The following is a 20636-nucleotide window of genomic DNA, read 5'->3' on the forward strand; positions in this document are numbered from 1 at the left end:
GGAGTTACTTCAGGCCGTCGGCCCAGGGGTAGGACTCCAGGTACGGGTCCGGCTTGATCGGGCTGCCCGAATCCCAGACCGTGTAGATCAGCCCGTCGGGGCGGATCTCGCCGATCCGGGCGGTCTTGGTGATGTGGTGGTTCTTGCCGTCGATGGTCACCGGCCCCTCGGGCGCCGCGAAGCTCACGCCGTCGGCCGCGCCCTGCACATCGGCGACCGCGAACGAGTTCGCCTTCTCCACCGTGTTCTTCCACAGGAAGACCGAGGCGTACGCCGCCTCCATCGGGTCCGAGGTGGGCTTGTCCGCGCCGAAGGCGGCCTTGTACGCGGCCACGAACGCCTTGTTCTCCGGCGAGTCCACGGTCTGGTAGTAGTTCCAGGCGGTCAGCTGGCCCGCGATGTTCTGCGCGCCGATGCCGGCGACCTCCTCCTCGGCGATCGACACCGAGACCACCGGCATGTCCGCGGCCTTCAGCCCGGCATTGGTGTACTCGCGGAAGAAGGCGACATTGGAGTCGCCGTTCAGGGTGTTGAAGACGGCGTCCGCGTCGGCGGTGCGGACCTTGTTGACGATGGTGGAGAAGTCGGTGGAGCCGAGCGGGGTGTAGTCCTCACCCTTGATCTCGATGCCGTTCGCCGCCGCGTACGCCTTGATCTCGCGGTTCGCGGTCTGCGGGAAGACGTAGTCCGAGCCGACCAGGTAGAGCGACTTCACGCCCTTCTGCTTCAGGTAGTCCAGCGCGGGGATGATCTGCTGGTTGGTGGTGGCGCCGGTGTAGAAGATGTTCTTGCTGTCCTCCAGCCCCTCGTACTGCACGGGGTAGTAGAGCAGCGAGTTCAGGCTCTCGAACTTGGGCTTCATGGCCTTGCGGCTGGACGAGGTCCAGCCGCCGAAGACCGCGGCCACGCAGTCCGAGCTGATGAGCTTCTCGGCCTTCTCCGCGAAGGTCTTCGGGTCCGAGGCGCCGTCCTCCAGGACGATCTGGATCTGCTTGCCGAGCACACCGCCGGCCGCGTTGATCTGGTCCACCGCCAGCTTGGTCGAGTTCGCCACGGTGACCTCGGAGATCGCCATGGTGCCGGAGAGCGAGTGCAGCGAGCCGACCTTGATGGTCGGCTGCGAGGTGTCGACGCAGGACGCGGCACCGGAGCCGTCGGTCGAGGCGTCGTCCTTGGCGCCGCAGGCGGTCACCAGGAGTCCGGCGAGCGCGATCGCGGCCGGCACCGCGGCGACGCGCAGGAGTTTTCTCGAGCGGGAATCTGACATGGGGGCGAACCCTTCTCCTCATCGAACAAACGGAATACGCCCACGTCAGGATGTATACAGAGGCCGTATCCGCGATAAAAGGTAGGCCGCCGTTGTTGCCCAGGGATATCTGTCGGTGACGAGTTCGTTGCCGATGTTTCGCCTGTGTGAAACCTTTCCGATGCCGTGCCGTGACCGCCGGTGAGAACGTCCTGGTGCCTACGGTTGCGTAGCCCGGAGGCCCTGCGGCAGGCTGCGGAAAATATCAATCGAGGTCGGGTCAGGAGGAGCGGTGGGCCACTACAGAGCGAATCTGCGGGACATCGAGTTCAACCTGTTCGAGGTCTTCGAACTGGACAAACTGCTCGACACCGGCGCCTACGGCGACCTCGACTCGGAGACCGCGCGGGCGATCCTGGACGAGGTGCGCAGGCTGGCCGAGGGCCCGGTGGCGGAGTCCTTCGCCGCCGCCGACCGGGAGCCGCCCACCTTCGACCCCGGCACCGGCGAGATCTCGGTGCCGGAGCCGCTGGCCCGCTCGGTGCGCGCGGTCTACGAGGCGGGCTGGGGCGCGCTCGCGCTGCCCGAGGGGATGGGCGGCACCCCCGCCCCCGCGGTGCTGGCCTGGGCGGTGAACGAGATGATCACCTGCGCCAACTCCTCCGCCGCCTTCTTCACCATGGGCGCGGTCATGGCCAAGGTGCTCTACACCGTCGGCACCGAGCAGCAGCAGCACTGGGCGCGCGAGGGGTTCGCGCGCGGCTGGCAGGGCACCATGGTGCTCACCGAGCCGGATGCCGGCTCTGACGTCGGCTCCGGCCGGACCAAGGCCGTCCAGCAGCCGGACGGTACCTGGCACATCGAGGGCGTCAAGCGCTTCATCTCCGGCGCCGACCTCGGCGACCTCACCGAGAACATCTTCCACCTGGTGCTCGCCCGCCCCGAGGGCGCGCGGCCGGGCACCAAGGGGCTCTCGCTCTTCTACGTCCCCAAGTACCACTTCGACCCGGAGACGCTGGAGCTCGGCGCGCGCAATGGCGTCGTCGTCACCGGCGTCGAGCACAAGATGGGGCTCAAGTCCTCGCCCACCTGCGAGCTCACCTTCGGCGGGAACGGCGTGCCCGCGGTCGGCTGGCTGGTCGGCGAGGTGCACGACGGCATCGCGCAGATGTTCCAGGTGATCGAGAACGCGCGCATGATGGTCGGCGTCAAGTCGACCGGCACGCTCTCCGCCGGGTACCTGACCGCGCTGGACTATGCCAAGCAGCGCGTCCAGGGCGCCGACCTGACCAAGATGGCGGACAAGGCCGCGCCCCGCGTCACCATCACCCACCACCCGGACGTGCGGCGCAGCCTGGCCATGCAGAAGGCGTACGCCGAGGGGCTGCGCGCGGTCTACCTCTACACCGCGGCGCACCAGAACGAGGATGTGGCCCAGCTGGTCTCCGGTGCCGACCCGGACACCGCCGCCCGGGTGAACGACCTGCTGCTGCCGATCGTCAAGGGCGTCGGCTCCGAGCGCGCCTACGAGTACCTGACCGAATCGCTGCAGACCCTCGGCGGCTCCGGGTACCTGCAGGACTACCCGATCGAGCAGTACATCCGGGACGCCAAGATCGACAGCCTCTACGAGGGCACCACCGCCATCCAGGCGCAGGACTTCTTCTTCCGCAAGATCATCCGGGACCGCGGGGTCGCGCTCGGCCACGTCGCGGGGCAGATCCAGGCCTTCCTGGAGGTGGAGACCGGGCGGCTGGCGCGCGAGCGCGCGCTGCTCGCCACCGCGCTCGCCGACGTGCAGGCCATGGCAGGCATCCTCACCGGCTACCTCGGCGCCTCCCAGCAGGACCCGGCCGAGCTGTACAAGATCGGGCTCGGCTCGGTGCGCTTCCTGCTCGCCGTCGGCGACCTGCTCATCGCCTGGCGGCTGCTGGTGCAGGCGGAGACCGCGGCCGCCGCGCTGGCCACCGAGCCGCCCGCGACCGACCGCGATTTCTACACCGGCAAGATCGCCGCGGCGCAGTTCTTCGCGCGCAACGTGCTGCCCCCGCTGACCGCCGTCCGCGCGGTCATCGCCGAGCTGGACAACGACATCATGGAGCTGGACGAGGCCGCCTTCTGAGGCTCACTGCAGGACGTACGGCGAGACCGAGCTGCGGTGCTCGCTGATGTCCAGCTTCTTGCCGAGCGGCGGGAAGGCGCGCTGCGGGCAGTTGGCCCGCTCGCACACCCGGCAGCCCGCCCCGATCGGGGTGGGCTGCACCTCGTGCAGGTCGATGCCGTCGGCGTAGACCACCCGGCCCGCGTGCCGCAGCTCGCAGCCGAGGCCGATGGCGAAGGTCTTGCTCGGCTGGCCGTACCGCGTCGCCCTGCGTTCCACGGTGCGCGCCACCCACAGGTACTTGCGGCCGTCCGGCATCTGCGCGATCTGGGTCATGATCTTGCCCGGGTAGGCGAAGGTCTCGTAGACGTTCCAGAGCGGGCAGGTGCCGCCGCTGGCGGAGAAGTGGAACCCGGTCGCGGACTGCCGCTTCGACATATTGCCCGCCCGGTCCACCCGGACGAAGGAGAAGGGCACCCCGCGCAGCTCCGGCCGCTGCAGCGTGGAGAGCCGGTGGCAGACGGTCTCGTAGCTCTGCGTGAAGAACGCCGAGAGCCGCTCGATGTCGTACCGGAAGTCCTCGGCCACCTCGTGGAAGTGCGTGTACGGCAGCACGATGGCGGCGGCGTAGTAGTTCGCCAGCCCGAGCAGCGCCAGCCTGCGCGCGTCGTCGGAGGCGAAGTTGCCCTCGTCGACCAGCTTCTCCAGCAGCCCGCCGCACTCGAAGTAGGCCAGCTCGGCCGCGAGCTTGAAGCTGCGCTGCCCGCCGGAGAGGTGCGGCGCGATCTCCAGCAGCTTCTGCTCCGGGTCGTAGCGGTGCAGCACGCCCTCGCCGAGATCGATCCGCTCCGCTATCCGCACCCCGTGGCCGCGCAGCATCTTGGCGACCTCGGTGTTCACGTCGGCGCCGTGGAAGCGGATCCGGGTGGTCAGGTCCTCGGCGGCGGTGTCCAGCTCGTGGATGTAGTTCTGCCGCTGGTAGAAGTAGTCGCGCACCTCCTCGTGCGGCTTGCTGATGGCGCCGCTGCCCGAGCCGTCGGCGAACCGGTCCTCGGTGGCCGCGGCCAGCTGGGCGGAGGTATTGCGGTACCGGTTGTGCATGGCGACGAGCGCGCGGGCCATGCTCGGGTGCGCCGAGACGATATCCGCGATCTCCTTGGTGTCGGCCTCGATGCCGAGCTCCTGGTCCAGCACCACCTCCTGCAGCTCGGCGATCAGCCTGGTGTCGTCCTGCGAGGAGAAGAAGGTGGCGTCGACGCCGAAGAGTTCGCTGATCTTGAGCAGCACCGGTACGGTCAGCGGGCGTACATCGTGCTCGATCTGATTGAGGTAGCTCGCCGAGATCTCCAGCTTCTGCGCGAGCGAGACCTGGCTCAGCCCCCGTTCGGTGCGCAGCTGACGAAGCCGCGCTCCGACGTAAGTCTTGGCCATGCGGTCGAGTGTACGAACTGCTTAGCAGCCGAGCCATGGCGAGATTAGCAATGCTGGTCACAGCGGTCGCGTTTGCTGTCGGTGCCGGGGGCTACCTTCGTGAACGTGCTGTTCGCCGATGTCGTGCGGGTCTCGGAGAGCGTACGGGCCACCCGATCACGAAAAACGAAGACCGAAGCGCTGGCTGAGGTGCTGCGCGCCGCCGGGGTGTCCGGCGGGGCCGGGGGCAGCGTCGTGCCCGGCGCTGGGGAGCCGGGGAGTGGCGCCGCTGGGCTTGCTGGCGATACCGAGCTGGCCGCGGTCACCGCGTGGCTCTCCGGTGAGCTGCGGCAAGGGCGCATCGGGACCGGGTGGCGCACGCTGTCCGGGCTGGATGTGGCCCCGGCCGGGGAGCCCCGGCTCACCGTGGCCGAGGTCGACGCCGCCTTCACCGAGCTGGCCGGCATCTCCGGCACCGGCTCGGCGGCCCGCCGCAAAGCTCTGCTCACCACGCTGTTCGGCAGCGCGACCCCGGCCGAGCGGGAGTTCCTGATCCGGCTGCTCACCGGCGAGCTCAGGCAGGGCGCGCTCACCGCGCTGGTCGCCGAGGCGGTGGCCAAGGCCGAGGGCATCCCGGTCGCCGCGGTGCGCCGCGCGCACATGCTCTGCGGCGAACTCCCGCTCACCGCCGTCACCGCGCGGCGCGGGGGAGCGGCCGCGCTGGCCGAGTTCCGGCTGGAGGTCGGGCGCCCGGTGCAGCCCATGCTCGCCGCTCCCGGCGCCAGCCTGGAGGAGGCGCTCGGCGAGTTCGAGGGCGAGGTCAGCCTGGAGCACAAGCTCGACGGCGCCCGGATCCAGGTGCACCGCGACGGCGACGAGGTCCGCGTCTACACCCGCACCCTGCGCGACATCACCGCGGGCGTGCCGGAACTGGTCCGGCTGGTCCGGGCCCTGCCCTGCACCTCGGTCGTGCTGGACGGCGAGACCCTCGCGCTCACCGACGCCGGCCGCCCGCGCCCGTTCCAGGAGACCATGAGCCGCTTCGCCATCCTGGAACCGGCAGGCGGCGCGGCCCGCCCGGTGCCGGCGGGCAGCGACGACCCCGCCGTCCGCCCGGTCGCATCCACCCGCGAGCTGCTGCTGCACCCGTACTTCTTCGACTGCCTGCACCTGGACGGCCGCGACCTGCTCGACGCCCCGCTCACCGAGCGCAGGCAGGCGCTGGAGCGGGTCGCCGCCGAGCACTGCATCCCCGCGCTGCTGCGCCCCGACGCCGAGACCGCCGCCGAGTACTTCGACGGCGCGCTGGCCGCCGGGCACGAGGGCGTCATGGTCAAATCGCTGACCGCGCCGTACGCCGCGGGCAGGCGCGGCCGGGCCTGGCAGAAGATCAAACCGACGCACACCATCGACCTCGTCGTGCTCGGCGCCGAGTGGGGCTACGGCAGGCGCACCGGCTACCTCTCCAACCTGCACCTCGGCGCCCGCGACCCGGAGGGCGGCGAGCCGATCATGGTCGGCAAGACCTTCAAGGGCCTCACCGACGCGCTGCTGCAGTGGCAGACCGCGGAGTTCCCGCGGCACGAGCGCGGCCGGGACGAGTACACCGTGCTGCTGCATCCGGCGCTGGTGGTGGAGATCGCGCTCGACGGCGTCCAGACCAGCACCCGCTACCCCGGCGGGGTCGCGCTGCGTTTCGCCAGGGTGGTGCGGTACCGGCCGGACAAAACGCCCGCCGAGGCCGACACCATCGAGGCGGTCAGGGCGCTGCTGCTGTGACCCACTACCCATCCCCCACGGTGGGCAAACTGGTGGTAAATGCCGGATGAACCCGCCACACTGAGAAGGTGTCCGTAGAACTCCTCGTTCTCGTGATCGTCGTGATCACCGCGCTCGCCTTCGACTTCACGAACGGGTTCCACGACACCGCCAATGCGATGGCCACCTCCATCGCGACCGGGGCGCTGCGGCCCCGGGTGGCGGTGGCGCTCTCCGCCGTGCTGAACCTGATCGGCGCCTTCCTCTCGGTGGCGGTGGCCGCCACGGTCGCCAAGGGCATCGTCCGGCTCGATGCCGTCGGCGGGCAGGAGCTGCTCGTCATCGTCTTCGCCGGACTCGTCGGCGGCATCCTCTGGAACCTGCTGACCTGGCTTTTCGGCCTGCCATCGAGTTCCTCGCACGCGCTCTTCGGCGGGCTCATCGGCGCCACGCTGGCCGCGCTCGGCTGGAGCGGGGTGATCTGGCAGGCCGGCTCGGACGGGGTGCTCGTCAAGATCGTGCTGCCCGCGCTGCTCGCCCCCGTCGTCGCCGCCCTGGTGGCCGCGCTCGGCACCCGCGCCGTCTACCGGATCACCAGCGGATCGAACCCGGAGACGGTGCGCGGCGGCTTCCGCTGGGGCCAGATCGGCTCCGCCTCGCTGGTCTCGCTGGCGCACGGCACCAATGACGCGCAGAAGACCATGGGTGTGATCTTCCTCGCCCTGGTCGCGCATGGCTCACTCACAGCAAACGACGAAATGCCCCTCTGGGTCATGGCGGCCTGCGCCGTCGCCATCGCGGCGGGCACCTACCTGGGCGGCTGGCGAATCATCCGCACACTGGGGCGGGGGCTGGTCGAGATCGAGCCGCCGCAGGGGCTCGCGGCCGAGAGCTCCGCCGCCGCCATCATCCTCACCTCCGCGCACTTCGGCCTGCCGCTGTCCACCACCCAGACCGCCACCGGCTCGATCCTCGGCAGCGGGCTCGGCAAGGGCGCCGAGGTGCGCTGGCGCGTCATGGGGCACATGGTGGTGGCCTGGCTGCTCACCCTGCCCATGGCCGGGCTGGCCGGCGCCGCGTGCTGGGCCATCGCGCACTTCGTCGGCGGGCTGCCCGGCGTGCTCGTGGTGTTCACCATGCTGATCGCGCTCTCCACGCTCATGTACCTGCGCTCCCGGCGCGCGCCGGTCACCGAAGCCAATGTCAACGAGTGGCCGGGCGACCCGCTGCCCGCCGCCGACCGGGAGCCCGCGTGAACACCCTCGCCACCAACCTGCACGCGCTCCTCGAGGTGGTGCTCGCCGGGATCTTCTTCGGCGCCGGGCTCCCCGCCCTCTTCGCCTTCGGCGTGCGCTTCCACGCGAGCGGCGGCGGCCCCGCGCGCGCGGGCGCCTACGCCTGCTTCGGCATCGTCTGCGCCGCCGTCGTCTGCGGGGTGCTGTGGATCGCCAAGGCGTTCCTGGCGGCCAAGCTGGGCGTGCACATCTTCGGCGCCTAAGGGGATTCGATGAGCGACCGAACCGGATTACTGCACCGCATCGTCGACTGGCTGCGCGCCGGATACCCGCAGGGCGTGCCGCAAGCCGACCACGTCGCCCTGCTCGCCGTCCTGCACCGCGACCTCACCGACACCGAGATCGCCCTCGTCGCCCGCGAGTTGATGCACCGCCGCGGCCTCGTCGGCATCACCGCCACCGAAATCGCCGCGGCAATCTCCGACCTGGCCAAGGAGAAGGCGGGCCCCGACGACATCGCCCGGGTCGCCGCGCACCTCGCCGCCGCCGGCTGGCCCCTGACCGCGCCCCTGGCCGCCCCGGAACGGGAATCGGCCGGTGACGCCTGCGAGGGGGCAGCGTCACCGGCCGTCGCGCCGGAGGGTCAGGGCAGTTGATCCGCTCCGGCGGTGATTCCGTCGTCCGAGGACGACGGTGTTCATCCTGCTCGGCGTTACTCCGAGATTCCGGGTATCGGGCTGTGAATCAGCTGGGAGCTACGTAGCAGTGGGCTTCTGTTCGGTTGCCCTGGCCGAAGTGATGGGTCGTGGTGCCGATGTGCTGCCAGCCGAGGCGCTCGTACAGGCGGATGGCGGCCTTGTCCTTATCCATTACGTCGAGCACGAGCCGCTGTTCTTGCTCGGCTGCAAAGGTCATTGCGGTGCGCACGAGTCGCTCGCCGACGCCACGGTTCCGGCCTGCGGTGCCCACGAAAAGGCGTCCGAACACCAGTATCTGCGCGAGCGGCTCCCGCTCTTTCCATAGCCGCGCGGCGTCGTCGGTGGCGGTTGGCGTGCCGACCAGAGCGTGCCCGACCACCGCCCCTTCGAGTTCACCGACCCACGCACCGGCTGCGGTGGCCGGGGTCAGCCACGAAACCGGATCGGCGACACCCTCGACCGGGTAGCCGTCTGTTCCGTGCACCTCGATCAGCAGCCGTGCGCAGGCGTCGAGATCTGTCGCCGCCCGCGGGCGCACGCGAATGGTCATTCGTCCTCCACCGGCATGCTGTAATCGAGGCCGTTGAGATCGGCACGCATGACGAACTGCGTGACCTCGAACGGCAGGTCGTCCTGGTCGAACCCGGTGTGCAGCAGGTCGAGGACCGGGACGCCGTCGGGAATCGCCAGCCCTCGCACCTCGTCCGGTGACGGCATCCGCGCGGACACCTCCTCCCGGATCCGGGTGATCCGATGGCCGCGCTCCTCGAAACGCGCGTACAGGCTGCCCTTGCCGAGCTGCGCCGACTTCGCCAGCACGGAACCCTCCGCGATCGCCCACGGAATGTAGGTCACGCCGACCTGCACCGGCTCGTCGTCGGCGTAGTACCAATTCTCCCGGCGAATCACGGTGTCGGTGTACGGATCGAGCGCCAGTCGCGTCGCAACCCGCTCCGGTGGCTCGATCCGGGTGATCGAGGTGCAATCGACCCGCGCCACCCGGCCCTGCTCCGCCACTTCCGCGCGGTACGGCGAGAGACCGGTCCGCTCCCGCAGGCGATTCGAATACCGGCTGCTCCCGAATCGCAGGAGCCGCTGCGGCTCTCGAACGAACACACCCTTCCCGTGCACCGCCGTCACCAGACCTTCATCCGCGAGGAGGCGCATGGCTTCCCTGGCGGTATTGCGCGCCACCTGATGGCTCTCGGCGAGTGCCCGCTCGGACGGAAGCCGCGCACCGGGGCCGAGTTCGCCGGTGGCGATGGCCTTGCGGAGTTCCTCTGCGAGCCGCCTGCTCGCGGGCACAGCTCGCGCCGCGGGATCAACGTCGCTCATACGATCCGAGAATACTGGCTTGAGCCACCTATTGACGAGCTGGACGGCCCACTGATCTACTTGCTGGGCCGCAAGTGGCTCAAGCCAGTAGGCGAAGGGGGCGTTCATGGCAAGGGGAGAGGCCGGGCGTGGTGACCCGGTGCCACGATCGACCGACGGTGCGTTCCGGCTACCGCCATCGGCGGACGAATTGTGCGCTGCGATCAGAGGGCACCACGTGGGCGAACATCCGGTGGCGCGATTCGTGACCGAACTCGGTGCGCTATATCGGAAACTCGAGTTCGATTGCCACCGGGACCGGCTCGTGGCCTCGGTCGACGCTTGGGCAGCGCAGCACCTGCCCCCGCCGCGCTCGAACGCTCGTCCATCCGCCGAATCTTTCGGCGTCGTCGTCGACCGCATCGCTTACTCGCAGGTCCGTGCCTATCGCCTGCTCATGACCGCGGATGATCTCGCGGCGCCGAGTGTTCACTCCGCCTGGCACCGACTGGCCGCGCTGGCCGACGGTTACACCGACCTGATCACGGCCTTCGGCCACCGAGCCGTGCGATTGCCGGACGTCAGCGAAGCTCCCCTGCCCGAATGGCTGCGGTGAATGCCGACCACTCGCCCGCCGACCAGCTCAGAATCGGGCTCTGCGCCGACTTGCTGTCCCGCACATCGACCCGCCCGCCGCGAAACCGGACCTCGACACAGGTTTGCCGATCACTCGAGTACGACGAGACGAACCACTCGCTCATCGCCCACCCTCCAGCGCCGCGGCCCGATCCTGAATCAGGGCAAGCGAATCGGCCCGCCCGAGCGCCTCGCGATGCATGCGCTCGAAGAGGTAGGTGAGGTCACGCACCCGATTCTGGTTGCGCGCGGGATCGTCGACCACGGTCTCGCCGAAGACCGCCGACTCGTACCAGGCGAGCGTCGGCAACCTGGGCCGATCGAAGTCGAGCAGGTGGAAGGTGGAGCCGGCGGGCACGAAACCCGCATCGGCGAACGGGATCACGCGGATATCCACCGTCGCCGGATGCGCCTCGACCATCGCGACGAGATGCCGCAACTGCCTGCCGAGCACCTCCGGCCCACCGAGTTGCTGGTGCAGCACCGCCTCGCCGAGCACGACGGTGAGGTGCAGCGGATCCTCCGCGTCGGTGAGCCTTCGCTGCCGGGTCAGCCGCGCCTCGACCCGCTCCTCCGCCTCGACCGGCGCGACGGTGGCACCGCGCGAATTCATCAGCGCGCGAACGAATTCCTCGCCCTGGAGCAGCCCGGGCATCATCACGCTCTCGTAGCTGCGGATGGTGTGCGCGCCCCACTCCATGCCGTAGTAGCGGGTGAGCTCCTCGTCGAAGAGCCCGGGGTGCGCGGCCCACCAGCCGCGCTGCCGGGCGGCGTCGCGCAGGGCAATCAGCTCCTGCTGTTCGCTCTCGTCGATCTCCAGGATGTCGAGAAGCTGTTCGAGTTTGTCCTCGGGCACCAGATTCCGCTCGTTCTCGATGTGCGACCAGTACGCGGCCGAGACGTCGAGCTGCCTGGTGAGTGCCGCGGCGCCGATACCGAGCTCGAGGCGCCGCTGCCGCAAGCGCCGTGCCAGCTCCCAACGCGCGACCGCGGGTGACAAGGGCATGGCGGGATCCTACTGCCGCCTGCCGAGGGTCTTCCTATCGTAAGTTGACTTGTATAGTTTACGACAGTAGCCTGGCTGCTGTCACACGGTCTCGTCACCGTCGGGGCCGGGGGAAAACAAGGGGTTAGGGGCTATGTCCGTACATGTCATCGATGGTCACTGGATGGTGACCGAACGAAGCAGGCATCAGGCCCGGCGGGTGGCGGAGGACGGCTGGGTCGTCTCCTATCTGCGCGGGCGCACGCTCACCACCGAGCAGGCGACGGCGGCCATGCGTACCGTCGAGGAACTCGCCAATCTGCAGGGCCTCACCTCTCTGCTCGGGCTCACCACGCTGGAAGCGGTCACGCTCGCGATCAATGAATCGCCCTGGGAGAAAGGACGTCTCAGCAAACCCGCGCGCGAGGTGTGCCTGCAGGGGGCCGCGAGATGAACCATCCCGCTCTGCCCACCAAGGAACTCCTGCTGCACGCGTGTCGAGCCGAGCCGCGCGAGGACCATCCCCTCCTCCGCTGCGTCCACCTGCTCGCCGGTCTGCACGAGCGTGACTTCCGCAATGACCCGGCGGTCGATGACATCGCCATCGGTCGGGCGCGGCTTGTGTACGCCATCGACCACTGGGTCGCCACCCGGCTCCCCGTTGCACGCGGCGGCGCGCATATGCACACCGAAACCCTCGGCTCGGTCCTCGATCGCCTCGCCCGGCACTCCGCCTATGCCCACGCCATCCTCGCCTTCGCCCCGAAATGGCAGATGCACGAAGCCTGGGAGCACCTCGCCGACCTCGCCCTCGGCTACGAGGACCTCGCCATCGATCTCAAAGCCGGTGCTCGCCGCCTTCCCCCTTTCCCCGGCTCTCGCGCTGATCGGAGTCTCCCCCCTCCGTCCGTGACGGCCCTTGAAATGCGCTCGCGCCGCTCCCCTCGGCGTCAAAAGAATCCCTGGCCTTTTCGAGTAGCGGTTTTATGCGCGTAGCGACGCTCTCAGCGGGCGGTCTCCCGCCGAACGGCACCTACACTGAGCAAGTCGGCGCGTCGGAAGGAGCAGCGATGACCGATGTTCACGACGTTGCCGCCTACATTCTCGAGCGGTCGGGCCCGATGACGACCATGAAGTTGCAGAAGCTCTGCTATTACAGTCAGGGCTGGTCGCTGGCATGGGACGGTGTTCCCCTCTTTCCCGAATCCTTCCGGGCCTGGGCGAACGGGCCGGTCTGCTATGAACTGTTCGACTGTCATCGTGGGCGCTTCCAGGTCCAGGATTGGCAGTGGGGGAGTGCCGATCGGTTGAATTATGAGCAGCGAGAGACGGTCGATGCTGTTCTCGCCTCGTACGGCAAGCTCACCGGTCAACAGCTCAGCGACAAGACACACGCGGAGCGGCCGTGGGTCGAGACTCGCGGGGAGCTGCCCGACGGCGCCGGTGCCGCCACCGAGATTCCGCTCGACCTGATGCAGGAGTTCTTCGGAGGCCTCGCTCGTTCGGAAATCATCTGAGCAATGTCGCGGAAGGTGCATCGCGGAAGAAGATCAGCACGGTCGAGGCACCCCGGCGGCGGCGAAAATCACTGCCCGATGCCGTACCGATCTCCATAGATGCCGAGCGGTTCCAGTGGTCGGCTCACGAGATCGACCACAACTACAGCGGTGACTGGGACTGGAACCTGAATCCCAAGGAAGCAAAGGATATCCTCGACCTCCTCGCGCGAATGTCGAAACTCGACTGGCGTGAGGTGAAGGCGCTCACTACGCATTCGAAGGGTGGGTCACGGCCACTCCATCACAGCCAATCGGTGAGCAGCATCTGTGCGGATGCCCAGCGGAGGTTGAGCGACCTGGAGATCGTCGTCGACGAGGTCTTTCGTCTCTGGCACGGGAACCTGCCTCGCCTCTGGGGCTATCTGAGTGGCGCCGTCTTCAACATTGTGTGGTGGGACCGCAACCACCGGATCTACCCCACCGAGCCCTGACCCAGAACGACAGCTTCCATCATGGAGACCGGCCGTAGTGCATCGAACATCGCCCTCAGCGCGTGATCAGCCATGCAGCGGCAGCGGCTCCGATTCGGTGACAACGACCTCGGAAAGCACCCGCTCCCGCAACGCCCGATCGATCTCCCCGGCGGCCGGAACGACAACCGCGGCGGCGGAGGTGGCGACGGCGTCGGTGAGGAGCGTGGGCCAGGCCGGGGGAGGGGTGTGCGAGAGCGCGGCGATAACGGCGGCGGTCGCGGCATCGCCGGCTCCGGTCGGGTTGCCCGCGGGTGGGTCGGGAAGCCGGGCCCACCAGCATCCGTCGGGGGTGCGGGCAACCAGGTCGGCGGGGCCGCGGACGGCGACTACGGCCGCGGCCCCGCCGGCGATCAGCTTCTCGGTGGCGGGAAGGAGGGAGTCGCCGCCTACGGAAAGGAGGTCGTGGGGGCAGCCGCAGAGCACGACGCCGGGGATGCGGGCGGCGAGGCGCAGGGGTTCGCCGCTGAGGTCGCAGACGGTGGGGATGCCTGCGTCGATGGCGGCGGCGGCGAGCTCGGCGGGCAGGGTGTCCTCGATGCCGATCGGCAGGGTTCCGGCGATCACCAGCCCGGTGATGCCGGGGAGCAGGCCGCGGATCCGGACCGAGAGCTGGTCGGCGGCGTGCGGGTTGGAGACCCGCGCGCCGGGTTCGGCGAACTCGGTGGCGGTGCCGTCGGCGGATTCGCCGATCATCAGGGTGCGGCGAACCCAGGGCAGTGCGAGGACGAAGTCGTTCGGCAGCTCCAGCTCGGCGGCGGCGGCGAAGGCGTGGTCGGCGAAGCCGGTGGCCTTGGCGTACCGGCCGAGCTGGTTCAGCACCCGCGTGACCGTGACCCCCTTGCCCCCGATGCGCTGCTCCACCGAGCTGACCCGGTGGGCCCCGCCGCGCTCCAGCCGCTCCACCCGATAGGTCGTGTCGTACGCGGGATTCATTGTCACGGTGAGGATCACGTCATCCACTCTCCTCGCCTGAGCATCCGGCGCAAGCGGACCGGCGAATCAGCTCGCTCCGGCGGGGGCATTGGCGGTCCGGGTCACCACGGGCCGCATGCTGCGCACCCACACCACGAAACCCCACACCACGAACCCGGCGTACACCAGGTACAGCACCGCCGACGGGTAGTACCCGGCCTTCAGCAGCAGCGGCACCCCGACGAGGTCCACCCCGATCCAGATCAACCAGAACTCCGCCAGCCCGCGCGCCATGCCGTAGGTGGCGAGCACCGACCCGGTGAAGATCCACGCCTCCGCGAGCGGTCCGTACGAGCCGATCCGCGCGAAGAGCACCGCGAACACCCCGGTCCCGGCGACCATGGCGAGCGCGAGCAGCGCTCGCTCCCGCCCGGTCGCCCAGCGCGGCAGCACCGCGGGCGCGCCACCGCCGCGGCTCCGGTACCAGCGCCACCACCCGTACACCCCGACCGCGAGGAACACCAGCTGCCGCCCGGCCTGCCCGGCCATGTTCACCTGCTGCGGCGTATTGAACACGCCGCCGACGAACACCGTGAAGAGCAGCGCGTTGCCGACGATCCCGACCGGCCACGCCCACACCCGGCGCCGCATGCCGCCGATCGCGGAGGCCAGCCCGAAGCCGTTGCCGATGATCTCGCGCCACAGGATCGCGGAGCCGCCGATGTGCAGCTCGGCCTCCAGCAGCGTGCTGAGTGGATTCACCCCGGGTGCAACCACCCGGAGCGGCCGAACAATCCGGGTCTACCCGCTCAACCCCACCGCGGCCCGCTCCGACCAGGACGCCCGCCGCTCCGCCTGCCCGCCGCGCGCCGCGAGCAGCTCGGCGGTGATGAAGACCGCGGTCTCGGCCGGATTCCGTGCGCCCATGGTGAGCCCGGCCGGAATGTGCAGCTTGGCCAGGGTGCGCTCGTCGAACCCGCCCGCGCGCAGATCGTCCAGCCTGCGGGCGTGCGCGGTCGCGGAGCCGAGCGCCGCCAGGTAGCCGAGCTCCGGCAACCGGAGCGCGACGGTGAGCAGCGGAATCTCGAACTTGGGCTCGTGCGCGAGCACCACGATGCCGGTGTCGCTCTCGATCTCGCCCTGCGCGGCCAGCGTGTTCAGGTAGCGGTGCGGCCAGTCGCAGACCACCTCGGCGCCGGGGAACGACTCCGGAATCGCGAACTCCGGCCGGGAATCGCAGATCGTCACCCGGCAGCCGATCAGCCTGGCCTGCGCGGTGAGCGCGGCGGCGTAGGCATTCGCGCCGAAGACGATGAGCCGCGGCGGCGGGGAGAACGAGGAGACGAAGACGTCCGACTCCGGCAGCGCGACCAGCTCGGTGGCGTGCTTCTTATCGGTGATCAGGTGCTGCCCGATGACGTCCGGGTCCGGATTCCAGACCACCGTGAAAATGGTGACCCGGCGGTGCGCGGCGATCTCCGCGGCCACCGTGGGGAATTCCGGGAAGGTCCATCGGGAGAACGGCTCGATGAAGATATCGACGGTGTCGTCGCCGTCCGAGGCGGTCTCCACCCCGGAGAAGGCGTCGAACCGGTGCAGTGCCCGATGCCCGGTCCTGGTCGCGCGCAGCGCCCCCTCGAAAACCGCCTCCTCCAACCGGCCGGAGGCGATCGACCCGAATACACCCCCCTCCGGATCGATCAGCGTGGCGGCCCCCACCGGCAACGAGGTGGAGCCGACAGCGCGCACGATGGTGGCCAAGCCGCCGGTCCGGCCCGAATGCCAGACTCGCAGCAGGTCGTCGACGATGTCGCGCATCAGCTTGCTCCGATCAGCGTGCGGCCGCGGGCGGGAAATCGTGATCGACACCCGTCCCCAAGTCGTCGCACGTGACGCACACCATATCGTCCCCACGGGACAAATAGGGGCGTGCTCCGGAATCTCCTTCCGGCCGCACGCGCGGCGCTCGCCCGGCTTTGTGTTCCAGCACAGTCCGGCGTTCGGAGTAATACATCTTCGCGACGCTATTCGGCCGTGATTGCGCGCGGGTTACGGGCGGTGATCCGGGGGCTTTCCCCGGACCGTCGCGGGCCGCGCTGCTCGGTTGCTCGGCGGTAGCGGGCGGCTATGGGTCGGGTCAGCGGCCGAAGAGCCCGCGGACGAACGGCGTGGAATCCGGGAGCGACGCGTTCACAGCTCCGCTGTGGTCCTCGAAGTAGGTGTGCAGCCGGATCGGCTCGCCCTTCGCGGCGGTGACGGCGGCCCAGCGCAGCGCCTGCGGGGTCACCACGTCGGTGTCGTAGAGCCCCTGGCCGACGAAGACCGGGCGGTCGTAGCCGGACTCCGGCAGCCCGAACTGGCGGGCGAGCACCCCGTAGGCGTCCGGCAGGCTCGCCAGCGGCTTCGCGAACAGGTCGCCGATGGCCACGCCGCGCAGCTCGTCGGCGAACGGCTCGATGCAGGTGGTGCCCGCGCGGGCGAGCCAGTCCCTGCCCTCGTCGGTGAGCAGCCCCGGCACATCCAGTTCGGGGTGGGTCTGGCGCAGCCCGTCGAGGACGTAGAGGACGTAGGCGGTGAGGTGGGTGCCGAGCGCGACCGGCGGCACGTTCGGGCCGAGCGCGAGGAACACCTCCTCCAGGTAGGCGGGCAGCCCGGTGGCGACGGCGCCGCGGTAGTCGAGCGCCGGCCCGCCGAACTCGGTGGCATAGCGCGCGGTGAAGACCGCGGCCCCGCCGCCCTGCGACTGACCGACCACGGCCCAGCGGTTCGACAGCTCCGGGTAGCGGTCGTGCGCGGCGCGCACCGCGTCCACCACGTTGTGCGCGGCGACCCGGCCGTTCAGGTACGGGTGCTCGCCGGGCACCCCGAGCCCGGCGTAGTCGGCGGCGACCACCGCGTAGCCCTGGCCCAGCCAGGTGCCGAGATAGGAGCGGTCGCGCTCGACCGCGGACGGCCCGCCGACGCTGTACGCGCAGTCGTCGCCGAGCCCGACGGTGCCGTGCGCCCAGGCGATCACCGGCCAGCCGCCGTCGGGGGCGGGCCCGGCCGGGAAGTAGACCGCCGCGCTCGCCGTCGCGGGCTGCTCGCCGACGGTGGTGCTCCGGTAGAGCAGCCGGGCCGTGCTCGCGGCGCCCGGCATCGCCGCGGCCGCGGGCAGTGGTTCGACGGCCAGCGGCGTGCCCGCGGCGTCGGGCTGCGCGGCGGCGGGGCCGGTGGCGAGGGTGGCGGCGCAGGCGAGCGCGCACGCGCCCGCGGCGAAGGCGCGCACCGGCGCGGTCCAGGGGTTGCGCATCGTGCTCCTGTCCGGTGGATCTCGCCGCGGCGAGGAGATCCGCCGCGGATACCTGCCGAGTCTGCCGCACCGCGGGCGCGGCGGGTCGTCCTCGGCGGGGTTTCCCACCGGCGCCGGGTCCGCACCGCGCTGTGAAGGTGCTCACAGCGCGGGCGCGGGAGCCCGCGCATCGCCGGAACCGCCCGCAGCGCCAAACAGTACGGGCGTTACGCTGAAACCCCACGTCAGACCTACCGTCGGGTAGCTTCGGCCTTTGCAATCGAGCGGCTAATTTCGCAGAGTTAACAGAAGAACTGGTAAAGCTAGCTCGAATTCACAATAACTACAGGTAGACGACTGTTTTGGGATGTGCAAAAGTGTGGAAGTACACCCCCAGGGCCTAGCAAGCCTGTAAAGCGACTCGCCAGCAGATCGGGTGGTTAGCCCGTACCGGCGAGTACCAACAGACGAGAAAGTGGAGTAGAGATGTCGACCACCGGCACCCCGAAGACCGCTGCGGAAATCCAGCAGGACTGGGACACCAACCCGCGCTGGAAGGGCATCACCCGTAACTACACCGCGGACCAGGTGGTGAAGCTGCAGGGCACCGTCGTCGAGGAGCACACCCTCGCGCGCCGCGGCTCCGAGATCCTCTGGGATCTCGTGAACAACGAGGACTACATCAACTCGCTGGGCGCCCTCACCGGCAACCAGGCCGTGCAGCAGGTGCGCGCCGGCCTCAAGGCGATCTACCTCTCCGGCTGGCAGGTCGCCGGTGACGCGAACCTCTCCGGCCACACCTACCCGGACCAGAGCCTCTACCCGGCCAACTCGGTGCCGCAGGTGGTGCGCCGGATCAACAACGCGCTGCTGCGCGCCGACGAGATCGCCAAGGTCGAGGGCGACAACACCGTCGGCAACTGGCTGGCCCCGATCGTGGCCGACGGCGAGGCCGGCTTCGGCGGCGCGCTGAACGTCTACGAGCTGCAGAAGGCCATGATCGCGGCGGGCGTCGCCGGCTCGCACTGGGAGGACCAGCTGGCCTCCGAGAAGAAGTGCGGCCACCTCGGCGGCAAGGTGCTGATCCCGACCCAGCAGCACATCCGCACCCTGACCTCCGCCCGGCTCGCGGCCGACGTGGCCGGCGTGCCGACCGTGGTCATCGCCCGCACCGACGCCGAGGCCGCGACCCTGCTGACCTCCGACGTGGACGAGCGCGACCGCGAGTTCCTGGACGGCACCCGCACCGCCGAGGGCTTCTACGGCGTGAAGAACGGCATCGAGCCCTGCATCGCCCGCGCCAAGGCGTACGCCCCCTACTCCGACCTGATCTGGATGGAGACCGGCGTGCCGGATCTCGAGGTCGCCAAGAAGTTCGCCGAGTCGGTGCGCAGCGAGTTCCCGGACCAGCTGCTCGCCTACAACTGCTCGCCCTCCTTCAACTGGAAGGCGCACCTGGACGACGCGACCATCGCGAAGTTCCAGAAGGAGCTCGGCGCGATGGGCTTCAAGTTCCAGTTCATCACGCTGGCCGGCTTCCACTCGCTCAACTACGGCATGTTCGACCTGGCGCACGGCTACGCCCGCGAGGGCATGACCGCCTTCGTCGACCTGCAGGAGCGCGAGTTCAAGGCCGCCGAGGAGCGTGGCTTCACCGCCATCAAGCACCAGCGCGAGGTCGGCGCCGGGTACTTCGACAGCATCGCCACCACCGTCGATCCGAACACCTCCACGGCGGCGCTGAAGGGCTCCACCGAAGAGGGCCAGTTCCACTGAGTTGGATTGTCCCGCCTCCGCGGGACGTGGTTCGCGGCCCCGGGAGGCTCGCGGTTCCGCGCTCGAGACTCGCGCCTGCGGCGTCTGCGCTTCGAGCACGGAACCACGAGCCGGCCGCGAACCGGCGCTCGTCGGGCTCGCGCCCGACATAATCCCTTGCTGGGGTTCGGGGTTCGCGGAACCCCGAGATAGTCCTCTACCTCGGGTAGGGGGTGTACCGCCCTCCCCGCCGAACAGCCCCGGCGGGGAGGGCATCCCTATACCGTGCAGAAATGCCACCCAACCGGCAGGAGCGGGACGTGAGCAGCGAGAAGATTCAACGCGTCGGAATCATCGGCGCGGGCCAGATGGGCGCCGGCATCGCCGAGGTGTGCGCGCGGGCGCACGTCGACGTGCTGGTGTACGAGCAGACCCGAGAGCTGGCCGCCGCCGGTCGCGCGCGCATTCTGCGCTCGCTGGATCGCGGCGTGAGCAGCGGCAAGATCACCGAGCGGGAACGCGAGCAGACCGCGTGGCGGCTGCGCTTCACCTCCGACCTCGGCGACTTCGCCGACCGCCAGCTGGTGGTCGAGGCCGTCCTGGAGGACGAGCAGGTCAAGACCGCCATCTTCGCCGACCTGGACAAGGTCGTCACCGACCCGGACGCGGTGCTGGCCTCCAACACCTCGTCCATCCCGATCATGAAGATCGCCGTCGCCACCGCGAACCCCGAGCGCGTCGTCGGTATGCACTTCTTCAACCCGGTCCCGGTGCTGCCGCTGGTGGAGCTGGTGACCACGCTCAAGACCAGCGCACCGGTCACCGCCCGCGCCGAGGCGTTCGCCGCCGAGGTGCTCGGCAAGCAGGTGGTGCGCTCCTCCGATCGCTCCGGCTTCGTCGTCAACGCGCTGCTGGTGCCGTACCTGCTCTCGGCTATTCGCATGGTGGAGTCCGGGTTCGCCACCAAGGAGGACGTGGACAAGGCCATGGTGCTCGGGTGTGCGCACCCGATGGGGCCGCTCGCCCTGACCGATCTGGTCGGGCTGGACACCGTGAAGTCCATCGCCGACTCGATGTACGCCGAGTTCAAGGAGCCGCTGTACAGCGCGCCCCCGCTCCTGATGCGTATGGTCGAAGCGGGCTTGCTCGGTAAAAAGACCGGCGCAGGCTTCTACCAGTACTGATGTTTTCGCCGCCGCCGGCGGGTGAACACCAGCAAGAGCTATAACCAGCCCCGCCGGTTCGCGGCCCCGCCCGAGGGGCCGCGAACCCGCCGCGCGGTG

Annotated in this window: 22 protein-coding genes; 12 read left to right on the plus strand and 10 right to left on the minus strand. The window is 69.5% G+C overall.

Annotated features, from left to right (window positions below):
- Positions 1-4: 4 nt before the first annotated feature.
- Positions 5-1267, minus strand: coding sequence for an urea ABC transporter substrate-binding protein (gene urtA, locus AB0H71_RS11115; protein ID WP_357018000.1), 1263 nt, complete (start codon positions 1265-1267; stop codon positions 5-7).
- A gap of 271 nt (positions 1268-1538) precedes the next feature.
- Here urtA and AB0H71_RS11120 point away from each other — a divergent pair, with 271 nt between their 5' ends.
- Complete coding sequence (locus tag AB0H71_RS11120) at positions 1539-3368, plus strand: acyl-CoA dehydrogenase (protein WP_357018003.1); 1830 nt, start codon at positions 1539-1541, stop codon at positions 3366-3368.
- A 3-nt stretch (positions 3369-3371) separates the two neighbouring features.
- Here AB0H71_RS11120 and ramB read toward each other — a convergent pair whose 3' ends face one another.
- The gene (gene ramB, locus AB0H71_RS11125; RefSeq protein WP_357018006.1) at positions 3372-4778 is read right to left on the minus strand and encodes an acetate metabolism transcriptional regulator RamB; all 1407 of its coding nucleotides are present in this window, start codon (positions 4776-4778) and stop codon (positions 3372-3374) included.
- A gap of 105 nt (positions 4779-4883) precedes the next feature.
- Between ramB and AB0H71_RS11130 the strand changes: the two genes are divergently transcribed.
- The 4 genes from AB0H71_RS11130 (at position 4884) to AB0H71_RS11145 (ending at position 8406) form a co-directional block, all read left to right on the plus strand.
- Positions 4884-6536: an ATP-dependent DNA ligase gene (locus AB0H71_RS11130; protein ID WP_357018508.1), complete on the plus strand. Its 1653-nt coding sequence runs from the start codon at positions 4884-4886 to the stop codon at positions 6534-6536.
- A gap of 68 nt (positions 6537-6604) precedes the next feature.
- Positions 6605-7771 (plus strand): inorganic phosphate transporter, encoded by a 1167-nt coding sequence (locus AB0H71_RS11135; RefSeq protein WP_357018008.1) that lies wholly within the window; start codon positions 6605-6607, stop codon positions 7769-7771.
- Entirely contained in the window at positions 7768-8013 is a 246-nt protein-coding gene (locus tag AB0H71_RS11140; RefSeq protein WP_357018011.1) for a hypothetical protein, read from the plus strand. Before AB0H71_RS11135 ends, AB0H71_RS11140 begins: the two co-directional genes overlap by 4 nt.
- Positions 8014-8022: 9 nt before the next feature.
- Positions 8023-8406: a DUF3349 domain-containing protein gene (locus tag AB0H71_RS11145; protein WP_357018013.1), complete on the plus strand. Its 384-nt coding sequence runs from the start codon at positions 8023-8025 to the stop codon at positions 8404-8406.
- Between the two features lie 88 nt (positions 8407-8494).
- Here the strand turns inward: AB0H71_RS11145 and AB0H71_RS11150 are convergent, their stop codons facing one another.
- Both AB0H71_RS11150 and AB0H71_RS11155 read right to left on the minus strand, forming a co-directional pair.
- Positions 8495-8998 (minus strand): GNAT family N-acetyltransferase, encoded by a 504-nt coding sequence (locus AB0H71_RS11150; protein WP_357018016.1) that lies wholly within the window; start codon positions 8996-8998, stop codon positions 8495-8497.
- Complete coding sequence (locus AB0H71_RS11155) at positions 8995-9891, minus strand: GntR family transcriptional regulator (protein WP_357018019.1); 897 nt, start codon at positions 9889-9891, stop codon at positions 8995-8997. Before AB0H71_RS11155 ends, AB0H71_RS11150 begins: the two co-directional genes overlap by 4 nt.
- A gap of 136 nt (positions 9892-10027) precedes the next feature.
- Here AB0H71_RS11155 and AB0H71_RS11160 point away from each other — a divergent pair, with 136 nt between their 5' ends.
- Entirely contained in the window at positions 10028-10378 is a 351-nt protein-coding gene (locus AB0H71_RS11160) for a DUF4254 domain-containing protein (RefSeq protein ID WP_357018022.1), read from the plus strand.
- Here AB0H71_RS11160 and AB0H71_RS11165 read toward each other — a convergent pair.
- Both AB0H71_RS11165 and AB0H71_RS11170 read right to left on the minus strand, forming a co-directional pair.
- A complete protein-coding gene (locus tag AB0H71_RS11165; RefSeq protein ID WP_357018025.1) occupies positions 10344-10523 on the minus strand; it encodes a DUF397 domain-containing protein in 180 nt (59 codons plus the stop codon). The genes AB0H71_RS11160 and AB0H71_RS11165 overlap by 35 nt on opposite strands.
- Positions 10520-11404: a helix-turn-helix transcriptional regulator gene (locus tag AB0H71_RS11170; protein ID WP_357018028.1), complete on the minus strand. Its 885-nt coding sequence runs from the start codon at positions 11402-11404 to the stop codon at positions 10520-10522. The genes AB0H71_RS11165 and AB0H71_RS11170 overlap by 4 nt, the downstream gene beginning before the upstream one ends.
- 163 nt (positions 11405-11567) lie before the next feature.
- Between AB0H71_RS11170 and AB0H71_RS11175 the strand changes: the two genes are divergently transcribed.
- From AB0H71_RS11175 to AB0H71_RS11190, 4 genes are all read left to right on the plus strand, one after another.
- Positions 11568-11837, plus strand: coding sequence for a hypothetical protein (locus tag AB0H71_RS11175; RefSeq protein ID WP_357018031.1), 270 nt, complete (start codon positions 11568-11570; stop codon positions 11835-11837).
- Positions 11834-12379, plus strand: coding sequence for a DUF4254 domain-containing protein (locus AB0H71_RS11180; protein ID WP_357018034.1), 546 nt, complete (start codon positions 11834-11836; stop codon positions 12377-12379). The genes AB0H71_RS11175 and AB0H71_RS11180 overlap by 4 nt, the downstream gene beginning before the upstream one ends.
- 74 nt (positions 12380-12453) lie before the next feature.
- Positions 12454-12900, plus strand: a complete 447-nt coding sequence (locus AB0H71_RS11185; RefSeq protein ID WP_357018037.1) for a type II toxin-antitoxin system antitoxin SocA domain-containing protein — start codon at positions 12454-12456, stop codon at positions 12898-12900.
- 212 nt (positions 12901-13112) lie between these two features.
- On the plus strand, positions 13113-13373 hold the full coding sequence (locus tag AB0H71_RS11190; protein ID WP_357018040.1) for a hypothetical protein: 261 nt from the start codon (positions 13113-13115) through the stop codon (positions 13371-13373).
- A 66-nt stretch (positions 13374-13439) separates the two neighbouring features.
- On the opposite strand, the gene AB0H71_RS11195 is transcribed toward AB0H71_RS11190, so the two are convergent.
- The 4 genes from AB0H71_RS11195 to AB0H71_RS11210 form a co-directional block, all read right to left on the minus strand.
- Positions 13440-14375 carry a PfkB family carbohydrate kinase gene (locus tag AB0H71_RS11195; RefSeq protein ID WP_357018042.1) on the minus strand — a complete coding sequence of 312 codons (936 nt, stop codon included), beginning with the start codon at positions 14373-14375 and terminating at the stop codon, positions 13440-13442.
- A gap of 39 nt (positions 14376-14414) precedes the next feature.
- On the minus strand, positions 14415-15089 hold the full coding sequence (locus tag AB0H71_RS11200) for a nicotinamide mononucleotide transporter family protein (RefSeq protein ID WP_357018045.1): 675 nt from the start codon (positions 15087-15089) through the stop codon (positions 14415-14417).
- Positions 15090-15128: 39 nt separating this feature from the next.
- On the minus strand, positions 15129-16145 hold the full coding sequence (locus AB0H71_RS11205) for an XdhC family protein (RefSeq protein WP_357018048.1): 1017 nt from the start codon (positions 16143-16145) through the stop codon (positions 15129-15131).
- Between the two features lie 319 nt (positions 16146-16464).
- Entirely contained in the window at positions 16465-17619 is a 1155-nt protein-coding gene (locus tag AB0H71_RS11210) for a lipase family protein (RefSeq protein WP_357018051.1), read from the minus strand.
- 465 nt (positions 17620-18084) lie between these two features.
- On the opposite strand from AB0H71_RS11210, the gene aceA reads away from it, so the two are divergent.
- Positions 18085-19374 (plus strand): isocitrate lyase, encoded by a 1290-nt coding sequence (gene aceA, locus AB0H71_RS11215; protein WP_357018054.1) that lies wholly within the window; start codon positions 18085-18087, stop codon positions 19372-19374.
- Positions 19375-19673: 299 nt separating this feature from the next.
- Entirely contained in the window at positions 19674-20537 is an 864-nt protein-coding gene (locus tag AB0H71_RS11220; RefSeq protein ID WP_357018057.1) for a 3-hydroxybutyryl-CoA dehydrogenase, read from the plus strand.
- Positions 20538-20636 lie beyond the last annotated feature (99 nt).

It is taken from the genome of Nocardia sp. NPDC050697 (assembly GCF_040654395.1).
Classification (GTDB): Bacteria; Actinomycetota; Actinomycetes; order Mycobacteriales; family Mycobacteriaceae; genus Nocardia.